At 59.2% G+C, this 15,791-nt stretch carries 9 protein-coding genes; 7 read left to right on the top strand and 2 right to left on the bottom strand.

Annotated features, from left to right (window positions below):
• Positions 1 to 43: 43 nt before the first annotated feature.
• Positions 44 to 1,282, top strand: coding sequence for a saccharopine dehydrogenase family protein (locus GSF67_RS17845; RefSeq protein ID WP_006313933.1), 1,239 nt, complete (start codon positions 44 to 46; stop codon positions 1,280 to 1,282).
• Between the two features lie 272 nt (positions 1,283 to 1,554).
• Here GSF67_RS17845 and GSF67_RS17840 read toward each other — a convergent pair whose 3' ends face one another.
• A complete protein-coding gene (locus tag GSF67_RS17840; RefSeq protein ID WP_006313934.1) occupies positions 1,555 to 3,402 on the bottom strand; it encodes a DEAD/DEAH box helicase in 1,848 nt (615 codons plus the stop codon).
• Between the two features lie 392 nt (positions 3,403 to 3,794).
• On the opposite strand from GSF67_RS17840, the gene GSF67_RS17835 reads away from it, so the two are divergent.
• The 6 genes from GSF67_RS17835 (at position 3,795) to clpB (ending at position 13,664) form a co-directional block, all read left to right on the top strand.
• On the top strand, positions 3,795 to 5,072 hold the full coding sequence (locus GSF67_RS17835; RefSeq protein ID WP_010973614.1) for an aspartate kinase: 1,278 nt from the start codon (positions 3,795 to 3,797) through the stop codon (positions 5,070 to 5,072).
• 175 nt (positions 5,073 to 5,247) lie between these two features.
• Positions 5,248 to 7,515, top strand: coding sequence for a phosphoenolpyruvate--protein phosphotransferase (ptsP, locus tag GSF67_RS17830; protein WP_006313936.1), 2,268 nt, complete (start codon positions 5,248 to 5,250; stop codon positions 7,513 to 7,515).
• Positions 7,516 to 7,544: 29 nt separating this feature from the next.
• A complete protein-coding gene (prfA, locus tag GSF67_RS17825) occupies positions 7,545 to 8,627 on the top strand; it encodes a peptide chain release factor 1 (protein ID WP_006313937.1) in 1,083 nt (360 codons plus the stop codon).
• On the top strand, positions 8,624 to 9,493 hold the full coding sequence (prmC, locus tag GSF67_RS17820) for a peptide chain release factor N(5)-glutamine methyltransferase (RefSeq protein WP_006313938.1): 870 nt from the start codon (positions 8,624 to 8,626) through the stop codon (positions 9,491 to 9,493). Before prfA ends, prmC begins: the two co-directional genes overlap by 4 nt.
• 396 nt (positions 9,494 to 9,889) lie before the next feature.
• The gene (locus GSF67_RS17815) at positions 9,890 to 10,675 is read left to right on the top strand and encodes a DUF4167 domain-containing protein (protein WP_176072057.1); all 786 of its coding nucleotides are present in this window, start codon (positions 9,890 to 9,892) and stop codon (positions 10,673 to 10,675) included.
• A 364-nt stretch (positions 10,676 to 11,039) separates the two neighbouring features.
• On the top strand, positions 11,040 to 13,664 hold the full coding sequence (clpB, locus tag GSF67_RS17810; RefSeq protein WP_006313943.1) for an ATP-dependent chaperone ClpB: 2,625 nt from the start codon (positions 11,040 to 11,042) through the stop codon (positions 13,662 to 13,664).
• A gap of 69 nt (positions 13,665 to 13,733) precedes the next feature.
• Here the strand turns inward: clpB and GSF67_RS17805 are convergent, their stop codons facing one another.
• A complete protein-coding gene (locus GSF67_RS17805) occupies positions 13,734 to 15,680 on the bottom strand; it encodes a M23 family metallopeptidase (RefSeq protein WP_006313945.1) in 1,947 nt (648 codons plus the stop codon).
• Positions 15,681 to 15,791 lie beyond the last annotated feature (111 nt).

Genomic DNA, 15,791 nt, shown 5'->3' with positions numbered 1-15,791 from the left:
CAACGAAGCTTATCCCTGCGGGGAAAAGGAGGCATCACCTGAAATGAAGAAGAACGTTCTGATCATCGGCGCCGGTGGCGTAGCACAGGTCGTGGCGCATAAATGCGCCCAGAACAGCGATGTATTGGGAGACATTCATATTGCGTCACGGACTTTGGGAAAGTGCCGCAAGATTGTCGAGTCCGTACGCGAAAAGAAGAGCCTCAAGACAGATGTGAAACTTGAGGCCCATGCGCTTGACGCTATGGATATCGAGGCGACGAAAGCCTTGATTACGAAAACCGGCGTAGAGATCGTCATCAATGTCGGTTCGTCTTTCGTCAACATGTCCGTTCTTCGTGCCTGCATGGACACGGGTGTTGCCTATATGGATACGGCGATCCACGAGGATCCCACCAAGATTTGCGAGGCGCCGCCGTGGTACGGAAACTACGAGTGGAAGCGTGCGCAAGAATGCAAGGAAAAGGGCGTTACCGCCATTCTCGGCGTCGGTTTCGACCCCGGCGTGGTCAATGCCTATGCTCGCCTTGCCAAGGATGACTATTTCGACAAGGTCACCTCGGTCGATATCGTCGACATCAATGCCGGCAGCCACGGCCGCTGGTTCTCCACCAATTTCGATCCGGAAATCAACTTCCGCGAATTCACCGGCGTCGTTTATTCCTGGCAGAAGGGTGAGTGGCAGACGAACCAGATGTTCGAAGTCGGCCAGGAATTCGATCTGCCTGTCGTCGGCAAGCAGAAGGCCTATATGACCGGCCATGACGAAGTGCATTCGCTGTCGAAAAATATGGACGGTGCCGATGTGCGCTTCTGGATGGGTTTCGGTGATCACTACATCAACGTCTTCACCGTCCTGAAGAACCTCGGACTCCTATCCGAGAAGCCGGTCAAGACGGCCGAAGGTCTGGAAGTCGTGCCGCTGAAAGTGGTGAAGGCCGTGCTGCCCGATCCGTCGTCGCTGGCGCCTGACTATGTCGGCAAGACCTGCATCGGCGATATCGTCAAGGGTATCAAGGACGGCAAGGAACGCGAAGTCTTCATCTACAACGTGGCCGACCACAAGGAAGCTTACGAAGAAGTTGGCTCGCAGGGCATTTCCTACACCGCCGGCGTTCCCCCGGTCGCCGCTGCCATGCTCATCGCGACCGGCGAATGGGACGTGAAGCAGATGGCCAATGTGGAAGAACTGCCGCCGAAGCCGTTCCTGAACATCCTGAACAAGATTGGTCTGCCGAACCGCATCAAGGACGAAAACGGCGATCGCGCGCTGGAGTTCTAAGCGCAGCATTCTTGACGGATAGAGACGAAAAAGCCCCGCGGAAGCGGGGCTTTTTTCTTGGCTATGCAGCCTATCTATCACGCACTGGACGCAAAACGGGCGTAATGCCAGTCGATGGAAAGAGGAGTCTAACCAGCTACGCCACCTCATCCTCGGCCCTGTGCCGAGGATACAATCCCGTTGAAAAACCAATAGGTAAAAGATCCTCGGGACAAGCCCGAGGATGATGTTGAGAGCAGGTACGCCCCGTCGTCGTCAGTGGCAGAGTGATCTCAGCCTTTCGTCGGCTTCGGCCCACGCTTCTCGAAAGGCTTGTCCTTCTTGCCTTCGTATTTCGGCTTGTCGCCGAAGGCTTTTTTCTTTTTCCAGGGCTTGTCGTCAGCCTTGCGGTCGTCTCGGGGAGCGCCCGCATTGTCGGATTTCGTGAATTTGCGCTGCGCTGTGGCGGGCCTTGTGTCTTCACGGGCGTTGCCGGTCATTTCCGGCTTGCCTTCCATCTGCTTCAGGCGAATGCCCTTTTCGAGCATCATGTCCTTGCCGATGGCGGAGGTAAAACGGTCGACGGCGTCGGCCGCAAGTTCCACGAAGGTTTCCGTCTGCTGCATGCGGATCGCGCCGATATCCTGGCGGGTGATCTTGCCGAAGCGGCACAGCATCGGGATAAGCCAGCGCGGCTCGGCGCTTTGCTTTCGGCCAACGGACAGCGAGAACCATGCGCTGTCGGAGAAATCGGAGCGGTCGCGGCGCGGCGCGTTGTTTTCGGTTGTTTCGAAGCTGTCGCGACGGGGCTTGCGAGTGTTGTCGAGCGCGACTTCGAAAATGTCTTCCGGTGCCGAACGTCCCGAATGATAAAGGCGCACAAAGGCGGCGGCGACTTTTTCCGCGCCGTGCTGTTCAAGCAGCTTGTTGACGAAATCGCGTTCGTCATCTGTTACCGCTTCGCTGAGCGTCGGGTCGGCCAGAAGGCGGGCGCCATCGCGCTCCACAATCTCTTCTACTGAAGGCGGGCGCACCCATGCGGCGCTGACCTTGGCGCCCTCAAGCAGGCGCTCGGCCTTCCGGCGCTGACTGACCGGTACCACGATGGCGCTGACGCCCTTTTGGCCGGCACGACCGGTACGGCCTGAACGGTGCAGAAGCGTTTCGGAATTGGTCGGCAGGTCGGCATGGATGACGAGTTCCAGACCCGGCAGGTCGATACCGCGGGCGGCTACGTCGGTGGCCACGCAAACGCGGGCGCGTCCGTCACGCATGGCCTGCAGGGCATGTGTGCGCTCGTTCTGCGTCAGTTCGCCGGAGAGAGCTACAACGGAGAAGCCGCGATTGTTCAACCGGGCAGTCAGATGGTTGACGGCGGCACGGGTGGAGCAGAAGACGATGGCGTTGCGGGCTTCGTAAAAGCGCAGCGCGTTGATGATGGCGTTCTCGCGATCGGAAGGCGACACCAGAAGCGCGCGATATTCGATATCGACATGCTGCTTCTGTTCGGAAGCGGTGGCGATGCGCACCGCATTCTTCTGGTAGCTTTCGGCCAGCTTGGCGATGCTGCGCGGCACGGTGGCCGAGAACATCAGCGTGCGGCGATCGTCGGGTGATTCTTCCAGAATGAATTCCAGATCTTCGCGGAAGCCGAGATCGAGCATCTCGTCGGCCTCGTCAAGCACCACGGCGCGGATCGACGATAGATCGAGTGCATTGCGCTTGATATGGTCGCACAGGCGACCAGGCGTGCCGACGACGATATGGGCGCCGCGCTCCAGCGCCCGGCGCTCGTTGCGGATATCCATGCCGCCGACGCAGGATGCGATGGAGACGCCGGCGAATTCATAAAGCCATTCCAGCTCGCGCTTGACCTGCATGGCGAGTTCGCGGGTGGGTGCGATTGCCAGCGCCAGCGGTGCGGAAGCCTGACCGAAGCGGGTATTTTCCGACAGCAGCGTGGTCGCAAGCGCTATGCCGAAGGCAACCGTCTTGCCGGAGCCGGTCTGCGCGGAAACCAGCGCGTCCTTGTTGGCAAGTTCGGGCGCAAGCATGGCTTGCTGTACGGGGGTCAAGTCTTTGTAGCCGCGTTTTTCCAACGCCTGCGCGATCGCCGGGGCGATACCCTGGGTGTCTGTCATCTACCGTCTTTCGGATATGAAGCTGCCCGCATCCGCCCGAAACCAATAGGTCCTAATGTCTCCGGGGCAGCCGATACGGGCCATTTCGGCCATCTGGCCGGTTGCATTGCCGCGCTCATACTGCGAATAGGCCCGTTTGTACAGTGCACCGCGGTACGCTCTTTTACGGGTGTTTTATCCTGTTAACGGTTCTGCGGTGTCTTCCTCCGTCTTGAAGGCGGCCTAAAAGGCGTACCGCATGGTTCATAAACGGCATTGCGTGCCCCCCTCCTTTTCGCTAAGAGACCCGCAACTTGAGGCTCTTTTTAAAGAAAGGGCCGACTGGGTTTGTTCTTGTCCGTCCGTTTTCCTGAAGGAGCCGGCGGGAAAATGGGATGGTACTGGTCAAGGCTATGGCTCGCATTGTCATGAAATTCGGCGGCACGTCCGTCGCGAACCTCGAACGCATTCACAATGTCGCACGGCATGTGAAACGCGAAGTGGATGCCGGCCATGAAGTGGCCGTAGTCGTTTCCGCCATGTCCGGCAAAACCAATGAGCTGGTGGACTGGGTGCAGAATGCTGCGAAGGTGGCCGGCACCAATGCCGCCTCCTTTTATGATGCGCGCGAATATGACGCGGTTGTCGCCTCCGGCGAGCAGGTGACCTCTGGCCTTCTGGCAATCACCCTGCAATCCATGGGCATCAACGCACGCTCCTGGCAGGGCTGGCAGATCCCGATCCGCACCGACAATGCGCATGGCGCCGCCCGCATTCTCGAGATCGACGGTTCGGATATCGTTCATCGCATGGGTGAGGGGCAGGTTGCCGTGGTTGCCGGTTTCCAGGGCATTGGCCCGGATAATCGCATCGCGACGCTCGGCCGCGGCGGCTCGGATACGTCGGCTGTCGCCATCGCCGCTGCCGTCAAGGCGGATCGTTGCGACATCTATACCGATGTCGACGGCGTCTACACCACCGATCCGCGCATCGAGCCCAAGGCTCGCCGCATGAAGAAGATCGCCTTCGAGGAAATGCTCGAAATGGCGTCTCTCGGTGCGAAGGTTCTGCAGGTTCGCTCGGTCGAGCTTGCCATGGTACACAAGGTGCGCACCTTCGTTCGCTCCAGTTTCGAGGATCCCGATGCGCCGGGCATGGGCGACCTCATCAACCCGCCCGGTACTTTGATTTGTGACGAGGATGAAATCGTGGAACAGGAAGTCGTAACCGGCATCGCCTATGCCAAGGATGAAGCACAGATTTCGCTGCGTCGCGTCGCCGACCGTCCGGGCGTCTCCGCCGCGATTTTCGGACCGCTCGCCGAAGCGCATATCAACGTCGACATGATCGTGCAGAACATCTCCGAAGATGGTTCGCGCACCGACATGACCTTCACAGTTCCTTCGGGCGACGTTGCCAAGGCTCTGCGCGTTCTGGACGAGAACAAGGGCCAGATCGGCTTCGACGTCGCGCAGAACGAAACGGGCCTCGCCAAGGTTTCGGTCATCGGTATCGGCATGCGCAGCCACGCCGGCGTTGCCGCCAGCGCGTTCAAGGCGCTGGCCGAGAAGAACATCAACATCAAGGCGATCACCACTTCCGAGATCAAAATTTCGATCCTGATCGACGGCGCCTATGCCGAACTTGCGGTTCGCACTTTGCATTCCGCTTACGGTCTCGATAAGGCTTGAACCCGAGACATCGGTTCCCGATGCTCCGATTCTTCGGAGTTGCGTTCTTCCGATGTGGCGTTTCATGAAAGCGTGTCCCTTGCGGGACGCGCTTCTCGCGCTATAAATTTTTAAATGACGTTTTGATTCTCGAATATTATGACATTCGGATCGGAAGCGTCGGGGAGCAAACGCGATGAGAGATCTTTCCGCAGGTCCGCGCGTCCTGCTCAAGCGGCTGCGCGAAATGATGGCGGAGCACCTTGAGCCGCAGGAGCGTCTGGACCAGATCGTCCGTCAGATAGCCAGCAACATGGTTGCGGAGGTTTGCTCGGTCTATGTGCTGCGCTCCGACAGCGTGCTGGAGCTTTATGCCACGGAAGGTCTCAACAAGGATGCCGTGCATCTTGCCCAGCTGAAAATGGGGCAGGGTCTTGTCGGCACCATTGCCGCTTCCGCCCAGCCGCTCAATCTTTCCGATGCGCAGGCGCATCCCGCGTTCCGCTATCTTCCTGAAACCGGTGAGGAAATTTATCATTCCTTCCTCGGCGTGCCGATTTTGCGCTCCGGTCGCACTCTTGGCGTTCTTGTGGTCCAGAACAAGGCCAGCCGAACATACCGGGAGGATGAGGTTGAAGCGCTCGAGACAACTGCGATGCTCATCGCTGAAATAGTGGCGAGCGGTGAATTGAAGAAGATCACCCGCCCCGGCGTGGAACTCGACCTGACGCGCGCCGTGTCCATCGATGGCGATGCCTACGGCGAAGGCATCGGCCTTGGTCATGTCGTGCTGCATGATCCCCGAATCGTCGTCACCAATCTTCTGAACGAGGATGCGGATACGGAAATCCGGCGTCTTGCCGATGCGATAGGTTCGCTGCGGCTCTCCATCGACGACATGTTGCAACGCCGCGACGTGCCTACGGAAGGCGAACATCGCGAAGTTCTGGAAACCTACCGCATGTTCGCCCACGATCAGGGTTGGGTGCGGCGCATGGAAGAGGCGATCCGCAACGGCCTGACGGCGGAAGCCGCGGTCGAGAAGGTGCAGAGCGACACCAAGGCGCGCATGATGCGCCTGACCGATCCCTATCTGCGCGAGCGCATGCATGATTTCGACGATCTCGCCAACCGGCTGCTGCGCCAGTTGATCGGTTTCGGCGGTCATAATCCCGCGCAGGATTTTCCGCTCGATGCCATCGTGCTTGCCCGCGCCATGGGGGCTGCCGAACTGCTGGATTATCCGCGTGAGAAGTTGCGCGGACTGGTGCTCGAAGACGGCGCGGTGACGAGCCACGTCGTCATTGTCGCGCGCGCCATGGGTATCCCGATCATCGGGCAGGCGACCGGCATCGTCGCACTTGCCGAAAATAACGATCCGATCATCATCGATGGCGATGACGGCCAGGTGCATTTGCGCCCGATGTCGGATTTGCAGCGCGCCTATGAGGAAAAAGTTCGCCTGCGCGCCAAGCGCCAGGAACAGTTCCGCGCGCTGCGCAATGTCGAGCCGATCACCAAGGATGGCCAGAAGGTCAATCTGAAGATGAATGCGGGCCTGCTGGTTGACCTGCCGCAGCTGGAGGAATCCGGCGCCGATGGCATTGGCCTGTTCCGCACCGAGCTGCAATTCATGATCGCCTCCAATATGCCGAAGGGCGAGGAGCAGGAAGCTTTCTACCGCTCCGTTCTGCGGCAGGCCAAGGGCAAGAGCGTTACCTTCCGCACGCTGGATATCGGCGGCGACAAGGTCGTCTCCTATATGCGCGGCCAGGAAGAGGAAAACCCGGCACTCGGCTGGCGGGCGATCCGCCTGTCACTTGATCGTCCGGGCCTGATGCGCACGCAGATGCGCGCGCTGTTGCGTGCCGCTTCAGGTGCTGAACTGCGCATGATGTTGCCGATGGTGACGGAAGTGTCCGAAATCCGCGCCGCGCGCGACCTGTTGCAGAAAGAAGTGCAGCATCTGTCGAAGTTCAGCCACGCGCTGCCGAAAAAGCTGCAATTCGGCGCGATGCTGGAAGTGCCGTCCCTGATGTGGCAGCTCGATGAGCTGATGCAGGAGGTGGATTTCGTTTCCGTCGGTTCGAACGACCTGTTCCAGTTCTCGATGGCGGTCGATCGCGGCAATGCACGGGTGTCGGATCGTTTTGACAATCTCGGCAAGCCGTTCCTGCGCATTCTGCGCGATATCGTGCGCGCCGGTGAGAAACACCACACCGCCGTCACGCTTTGCGGCGAAATGGCAAGCAAGCCACTTTCGGCCATGGCGTTGATCGGCCTTGGTTTCCGCTCGGTTTCTATGTCTCCGACGGCGATCGGTCCGGTCAAGGCGATGCTGCTCGGGCTCGATGCCGCCAACCTTGCCGAAGAGCTGAACGCGGCGCTGGACGATCACAATTCGCTGGAAAGTGCGCGCGAGGTGTTGTTACGCTTTGCCGCGACGCATTCCATTCCCATTTAAAACGACCTGTTTCATTATTGGAGTGACTGGTGGCGAAGCTTCCCGTCGAAAAAATGCGCGAGTTGGAACGACGTTTCGGCGAGATCGAAGCGCGTATGTCGGCCGGCCCGGCAGCGGATGTCTATGTGAAGCTGGCTTCGGAATATTCCGAACTCGAGCCGGTTGTGAAGAAAATCCGCGACTACGAGAAAGCCATTTCCGAGGCCGCCGATCTGGAAGCGTTGCTTGCCGACAAAACCACCGACAGGGACATGCGCGATCTGGCGGAAATGGAGTTGCCGGAGGTCGAGACGCGCATCCGTGAGCTTGAAAAGGACATGCAGGTCCTGCTGCTCCCCAAGGATGCGGCGGATGAAAAAAGCGCGATCCTTGAAATTCGCGCCGGCACCGGCGGGTCCGAGGCAGCTCTTTTCGCCGGCGATCTGTTCCGCATGTATGAGCGCTTCGCTGCGACCAAGGGCTGGAAGGTGGAAGTGCTTTCCGCCAGCGAAGGCGAAGCGGGCGGTTACAAGGAAATCATCGCCACGATCACCGGGCGTGGGGTGTTCTCCAAGCTGAAATTCGAATCCGGCGTGCACCGTGTGCAACGTGTGCCGCAAACGGAAGCGAGCGGTCGCATTCACACGTCGGCCGCCACCGTCGCGGTGCTTCCGGAAGCGGAGGACATCGACGTTGAAATCCGCCCGGAAGACATCCGCATCGACACGATGCGTGCTTCGGGCGCAGGGGGCCAGCACGTCAACACCACCGACTCCGCCGTTCGCATCACCCATCTTCCGACGGGCCTGATCGTCACCAGCTCGGAGAAATCGCAGCATCAGAACCGCGCCAAGGCCATGCAGGTCCTGCGCTCGCGTCTTTATGACATCGAGCGTCAGAAGGTGGACAGCGAACGCTCGGCCGACCGCAAGAGCCAGGTCGGTTCCGGCGACCGTTCCGAACGTATCCGCACTTATAATTTTCCGCAGGGCCGTGTTACCGATCACCGCATCAATCTCACGCTCTATAAGCTCGATCGCGTGATCGAAGGTGAGATCGATGAACTTGTGGATGCGCTGATCGCCGATTATCAGGCCGGCCAGCTGGCGCAACTTGGCGAACAACAGCTTTGAGCGGCGGCGGTGACGCAACGGTTTCGGCAGAGCTTATCGCCGCCCGCAAACGGCTGCAGGCGGCTGGTGTCGCCGATCCGCTCGTTGATGCCCGCCTGCTGATTGCTGATGTCACCGGTTTCTCACTGACAGATTTCGTGATGAAACCTGAGCATCCGGTCACGCAGGACGAAAGCGCTCGTATTGCGGCTATGATCGAAAGGCGGGCTGAGGGTGAACCCGTGCATCGCATTCTCGGCCACCGCGAGTTTCATGGCCTTGATCTTCTTCTCTCGAAGGAAACGCTCGAACCGCGCCCGGACACAGAGGTTCTCGTCGATACGCTGTTGCCGGCGTTAAAAGAGGCGGTTTCCCGAAAGGGCAGCGCCCGCATTCTGGATTTGGGCACGGGAACGGGTGCGATCTGCCTGGCGCTTTTAAAGGAATGTGCGCAGGCGTCCGGTATCGGCAGTGATATTTCAGCCGATGCACTGGAAACGGCTGCTAAAAACGCTGCCAGGAATGGTCTCGGTTCACGCTTCGAAACCATTCGCAGTAACTGGTTTGAAAAAATCTCTGGTCGCTTTGACATAATTGTGTCGAATCCGCCCTATATAAGAACTGATATCGTCGCAACGCTCGGCCAAGAGGTTCGTAACCACGATCCGATGGCCGCGCTGGACGGAGGTCAGGACGGCCTTGCACCGTACCGCCTCATCGCTGCCGACGCAGGCCGCTTTCTTGTGGAAAACGGCATTGTCGGTGTGGAGATCGGTTTCGATCAAAGGCTTGATGTTTCCGCTATATTTGCTTCCCACGGCTTCTCTCTTCTGGATGCCGTGAAGGATTATGGCGGTAACGACAGAGTTTTGACCTTCCGGAGATAGTTTTTCGCGATATGTCTGCGGATTTTTTGCAAGGATATTTTGCACAGCAAAAGAAAAGGCTTGGATTTCCGCGGGAAGCGGGATAGTTTGCGCCCACATGCCGGGTGGCTGAGGACGAATTTAGATTCGTCAGGGTATGGGTCTCAGTCCCGAAGCGGGTTCTTTTAGAGCCCTGAAGGCTGGGCGTTTCCGGCATGTGAATCAGTAAACTTTGTTCGCAGGTGGCTCGTTGCAGCATTTTGCGCGACCGGTCGTCATACGCGAGGTCTTGTCTGGGGTTATCTTCAGCAGGGCGCGTGGTGCAGCAATTTCAGGAAAAATTTCCAGCGGTTTTCCGCCCGGAATTGCATGAAAATAATCAGATTGTCAGCAAAACAGAATTCAGGTGAGCAATTGATGAGGCCAGGACAGCAGAACAAGCGCGGCCGGGGGCGTGGAAGCAACAACAATAACAATGGTGGCGGTAACAACAACAACTTTAACCGCAAGGGCGGTAACCCGCTCACCAGGACTTATGACAGCTCCGGCCCCGATGTTAAAATCCGTGGCACAGCCCAGCACATAGCGGAAAAATACACGGCCCTGGCGCGCGACGCGCAGAGTTCCGGCGACCGCGTGATCGCTGAGAACTATCTGCAGCACGCTGAACATTACAACCGCATCATCGCGTCGACTCAGGCCCAGATGCAGGAACGCTTCCAGCGCGACGACCGCGGCGAGTACAATGCCGCCGATGGCGACGAGATGGATATGAACGACGGCGACGATAACTTCGTTGCACCGCAGCAGCAGGCCGAACAGGTCGAGCGCGCGCAGCAGCCGGAACGCCAGGAACGTACTGAGCGGAACGAGCCACGCCAGGAGCGTCGTGAGCGTCCCGAACGCCGCGAACGGCAGGAGCGTCAGCCGCGCCAGCCGCAGGTGGCCACTGACCAGCAGCCGCCGGTCTACGACGCCAGCCAGGCGCCACAGCCCGTCATCGAAGGTACGCCCATGGAAGTGGCCGTCGAGGAAGAGCAGCAGCAGGTGGAAGCACCGGCCGCAGCACCCAAGACGCGTCGGGCAACCGGTCCGCGTCCGCGTCGTCCGCGTCGCACCGCCGCTACGGAAGGTGCCGACGGTGAAGAAGCACCGGCTGGTGAAGATGCTGCAGCAACGACGCTTGAGAATGCTGCTGAATAAGCAGCGTCATCAAACAAGCTCTGCGATTGAAAAACTCCGGCTTGCCGGAGTTTTTTTGTTTTTGGCGATGGGTGTGAGACCGGTCGCCGTCCAAGTCTGATCGCAGGGCGGAATTGATGCCGGTCAAGTCAGGCGAAAATTTCCCGCGCAGTGGATTTTCGCCCCTTTAAACCCATGAAAATGCCTCCCATATTCGTGCAGGATGGACGGAAACCGCATTCGCCGGCGACCGACCATCGAGAGGCGACGATCGTGAAATCCTTTGAACACGGCTGTCGTAGCGGGGCTTGCCTTTGAGGGAGCCTCAACCCTAACACCCGGAGCCGTGCCGAAAGCGGGCGGGCCGGTCTATGGAGGTTCGACTATGAATATTGATAAATACTCCGAGCGCGTTCGCGGTTTTCTGCAATCTGCGCAAACCTTTGCGCTTGCCGAAAACCATCAGCAGTTCTCGCCCGAACATGTTCTGAAAGTTCTGCTTGATGATGAGCAGGGCATGGCCGCATCGCTGATCGAGCGTGCGGGCGGCGACGCCAAGGAAGCGCGTCTTGCCAATGACGCGGCGCTTGCGAAATTGCCCAAGGTTTCCGGCGGCAATGGCGGCCTTTCGCTGACGGCTCCACTCGCCAAGGTATTTTCGACCGCAGAAGACCTTGCCAAGAAGGCTGGCGACAGTTTCGTGACCGTCGAGCGTCTTCTGCAGGCGCTTGCGATCGAAAGCTCGGCTTCCACCTCGGCTTCCCTGAAAAAGGCGGGTGCGACCGCACAGGCACTCAATCAGGTCATCAACGATATTCGCAAGGGCCGCACGGCCGATAGCGCCAACGCCGAACAGGGCTTTGACGCGCTGAAGAAATATGCGCGCGACCTGACGGAGGAAGCCCGCGAGGGTAGACTCGACCCTGTCATCGGTCGTGACGACGAAATTCGTCGCACCATTCAGGTCCTGTCGCGCCGTACCAAGAACAATCCCGTGCTGATCGGTGAACCGGGCGTCGGTAAAACGGCGATTGCCGAAGGCCTTGCGTTGCGCATCGTCAATGGCGACGTGCCGGAGAGCCTGAAGGACAAGAAGCTGATGGCGCTCGACATGGGCGCGCTGATCGCCGGTGCGAAATATCGCGGTGAGTTCGAAGAGCGCCTGAAGGCGGTTCTGAACGAGGTGGAGGCTGAAAATGGCGGCATCATCCTGTTCATCGATGAGATGCACACGCTGGTCGGCGCCGGCAAGGCCGATGGCGCAATGGATGCGTCCAATCTGCTGAAGCCCGCGCTTGCCCGCGGTGAGCTGCACTGCGTCGGCGCCACCACGCTCGATGAATATCGCAAGCATGTGGAGAAGGATCCAGCCCTTGCCCGCCGTTTCCAGCCCGTTCTGGTGGATGAACCGAACGTCGAAGATACGATCTCGATTCTGCGCGGTCTGAAAGAAAAATACGAGCAGCACCACAAGGTCCGCATCTCGGATTCGGCCCTGGTTGCGGCTGCGACGCTTTCCAACCGTTACATCACCGACCGGTTTCTGCCGGACAAGGCAATCGACCTGATGGACGAGGCCGCCTCGCGTCTTCGCATGCAGGTGGATTCCAAGCCGGAAGAGCTGGACGAACTGGATCGTCGCATCATCCAGCTGAAGATTGAGCGCGAAGCCCTGAAGCAGGAAACGGACCAATCCTCCGTCGATCGTTTGAAGAAGCTCGAGGATGAACTGGCCGATACGGAAGAAAAGGCAGATGCGCTGACGGCCCGCTGGCAGGCGGAAAAGCAGAAGCTCGGCCATGCCGCTGATCTGAAAAAGCGGCTCGACGAGGCCCGCAACGAACTGGCGATCGCCCAGCGCAACGGTCAGTTCCAGCGTGCCGGCGAGTTGACCTATGGCATTATTCCCGGCCTCGAAAAGGAACTGGCTGCGGCGGAAGCCCGCGACAGCAGCGGTGCCGGTTCGATGGTGCAGGAAGTGGTGACGCCTGATAATATCGCCCATGTCGTTTCCCGCTGGACCGGCATTCCGGTCGACAAGATGCTGGAAGGCCAGCGTGAAAAGCTGTTGCGTATGGAAGACGAGCTTGCCAAGTCCGTTGTCGGGCAGGGTGAGGCCGTTCAGGCTGTGTCCAAGGCGGTTCGCCGTTCGCGCGCCGGCCTGCAGGATCCCAACCGGCCGATCGGTTCGTTCATCTTTCTCGGCCCGACGGGCGTGGGCAAGACCGAGCTGACCAAGTCGCTCGCCCGCTTCCTGTTCGACGACGAAACCGCGATGGTTCGCCTCGATATGTCGGAATATATGGAGAAACACTCCGTTGCCCGGCTGATCGGTGCACCTCCCGGTTATGTCGGCTACGAAGAAGGCGGCGCCCTGACGGAAGCGGTTCGACGCCGGCCTTATCAGGTCGTGTTGTTCGACGAGATCGAAAAAGCGCATCCGGATGTCTTCAACGTCCTGCTGCAGGTGCTGGATGATGGCCGCCTGACGGATGGCCAGGGTCGCACCGTCGATTTCAAGAACACCATCATCATCATGACCTCGAACCTCGGTTCGGAATTCATGACGCAGATGGGCGACAACGACGATGTGGATTCGGTTCGCGAACTGGTCATGGAGCGGGTTCGGTCGCATTTCCGGCCGGAATTCCTCAACCGTATCGACGATATCATCCTGTTCCACCGCCTGCGGCGTGACGAAATGGGTGCGATCGTCGAAATCCAGCTGAAGCGCCTCGTCTCTCTTCTGGCCGATCGCAAGATCACGCTCGAACTGGATGAGGATGCCCGCAACTGGCTTGCCAACAAGGGTTACGATCCGGCTTATGGTGCGCGCCCGCTGAAGCGGGTGATCCAGAAATCGGTTCAGGACCGGCTTGCGGAAATGATCCTCGGCGGCGAAATCCCCGATGGTTCGCGGGTCAAGGTAACCTCGGGCACCGACCGGTTGCTGTTCAAGGTCAAGCCCGCCAAGGGTGAGGCCGAGACTGAAACGGCCGATGCGGCATAAAACGAAAGGGCTCCGGAAACGGAGCCCTTTTCATTTGGTCGACACTGTCGGTCTGGAATTCGCTGGCGATCAGCGGCTCGCCACCTGATTGGGCTTTTCATCGATGTTGAGCAGGTTGTCGATGCGTTTTCTCTCGTCGGAGAAACGCGCCAGCGCCACACCGGAAAGCGACTTGCCGCCCGGCAGGCGCACCTTCATCGCATCCACTTTGGTGCCGTTGACGATCAGCTCGTAATGCAGATGCGCACCGGTCGAAAGGCCGGTCGAACCGACATAACCGATCACCTGACCCTGCCGGACCTTGGAACCTTCGGTGACGCCCTTGGCGATCGCACTCTGGTGATTATAGGAGGATACATAGCCATTGGCATGGCGGATCAAGGTCTGGTTGCCGTAACCGGAGGCCCAGCCGGCCTTTTCCACGGTGCCGTTGCCGGTCGCGATGATCGGCGTGCCACGGGCTGCCGCCCAGTCTGTACCGGTATGCATGCGGCTGAATTTCAGGACGGGATGGCGACGCATGCCGAAACCGGAGGTCATGCGGCCATTCGGAACGGGGTTGCGCAACAGGAATTGCCGGATGCTCTTGCCGTTCTCGTCGAAATAATCGACGCTGTTATCTTCCGGGCTCTGGAACCGGTAAAAACGTGTTTCGTTGTCGCCGAACTTGGCGTTGACGTAGAGCAGTTCGGATTTGTCCGTCGCCTTGCCGTCCGCATCCTCCACCGAGAAGAAGGCTTCCAGCGTATCGGTCGGTTTAAGCTGCGCCTGGAAATCGACGCTGCTGGCGAGAAGCTTGATCAGCTGCGAGACCATGCTCTGGTTCATGCCATAAGCGAGAGCCGCACGGTAAACCCCGTCATAGACGCTGGGCAGATCGCGGCCGGCGGCCGGTGCCGGTGTGCTGTCGAAGGCGGTCGCCACCGCGTCGAGCTTCGGCGGTTCGCTGGCCTTGACGAAATTCTTGCGGTCGTCGATCGCCATGGTGACCATGTGGCGGCCCTTGCGGTAAAGGCTGACGCGCACGATGTCGCTTTTTTCGTCTTCCTGAATAATGCCGACGCGCAGGACATCGCCGCTTTCGACATTCTCCGACTGGATCTGCGGCGACAGAAGCTTCGCAATCTCGTACGACTGCGCCTTCGAATAACCGGCGCCGAACAGGGCGGCCTCGATCGTCTCGGTCTGGCGGGAAGGGATCACGTCGTCGGCATATTCCTTGACGGGCACGGACGGCGATTGCGGGGTGGAAACCGACATGTTCTGTTCAACGACGCGGGCAGCGAGGCCTGCGGTAATGTCGACGTCACCCTCATCATTATCGAAACGGCGCGGGTCGATGTAATAAAGGGCCGCAACCTGCTCGTTACCGTCGGTCAGGATCGAGCCGTTGGAACGTACCGCCTCCTCGACCTCATCGAAGCTCAGGGAGCCGGCAAAGGCATATTTGGAATGCTGGACGGGAAAGGCGACGGTTTTCAGACTGACTTCGGACTCCACCTCGGAACCGTAGATCGTGCCTGTCCGGCTCGCCGCCGGGGCGGGAGCATCCTTGTCGTCATTGCTTGCAAAGATATTCAGAGGGTCGAAGGCGGGATAGTCGTCCTGCTTGGCGTAATTGGAAGCCAGCGGAATCTTGACGTGAGAGAAGGGGACCTTGCGGACCACTTCCTTGTCGCCTTCATTGATGACGGTGGAAACTTCCATGATCGACCGGTCGGACGGCCGGGCCGCGATATTCGGCGCGACGAGGCGCGTGCCGCGACGTGCGGCTTCCGTGGCATTGTTGCCCATATCCGCCTTGGCGAAGGCCTCGGCGGGAATAGCAAGCTGCTGGCGGCCGTCGAGAGCGGCAAACAGCGCAACACCCATCAATATGGAAGAGGTAATACCGGTCAGGAACGTACCGGAGAGCCATCGGAGCGAAATTTCGCGACGATCGGGTGCACGGCGTCCTTCCGCCAGAATTGGCGGCTCCGTCCCTAGCGACCGGATCACATTGCGATCCGCAGTCATACTAGCTGTGCCCCGTCGGTCATGCGCTCTCCAGAAACTTCAGGCGAAGATGTGCAACTTTCAAAGCCGTGAGTCAAATCCATCGACGTCAAGGCAAATACATTGCAGCGC

Source organism: Agrobacterium sp. CGMCC 11546, assembly GCF_013365515.1.
Classification (GTDB): domain Bacteria; phylum Pseudomonadota; class Alphaproteobacteria; order Rhizobiales; family Rhizobiaceae; genus Agrobacterium; species Agrobacterium fabrum.
This window is presented reverse-complemented; position numbering and strand designations above follow the sequence as displayed.

Coding starts and splice junctions, on each gene's coding strand:
- GSF67_RS17835 (WP_010973614.1), top strand. CDS start 3,795: ATGGCTCGCATTGTCATGAAATTCGGCGGCACGTCCGTCGCGAACCTC.
- GSF67_RS17845 (WP_006313933.1), top strand. CDS start 44: ATGAAGAAGAACGTTCTGATCATCGGCGCCGGTGGCGTAGCACAGGTC.
- GSF67_RS17815 (WP_176072057.1), top strand. CDS start 9,890: ATGAGGCCAGGACAGCAGAACAAGCGCGGCCGGGGGCGTGGAAGCAAC.
- GSF67_RS17840 (WP_006313934.1), bottom strand. CDS start 3,402: ATGACAGACACCCAGGGTATCGCCCCGGCGATCGCGCAGGCGTTGGAA.
- clpB (WP_006313943.1), top strand. CDS start 11,040: ATGAATATTGATAAATACTCCGAGCGCGTTCGCGGTTTTCTGCAATCT.
- ptsP (WP_006313936.1), top strand. CDS start 5,248: ATGAGAGATCTTTCCGCAGGTCCGCGCGTCCTGCTCAAGCGGCTGCGC.
- GSF67_RS17805 (WP_006313945.1), bottom strand. CDS start 15,680: ATGACTGCGGATCGCAATGTGATCCGGTCGCTAGGGACGGAGCCGCCA.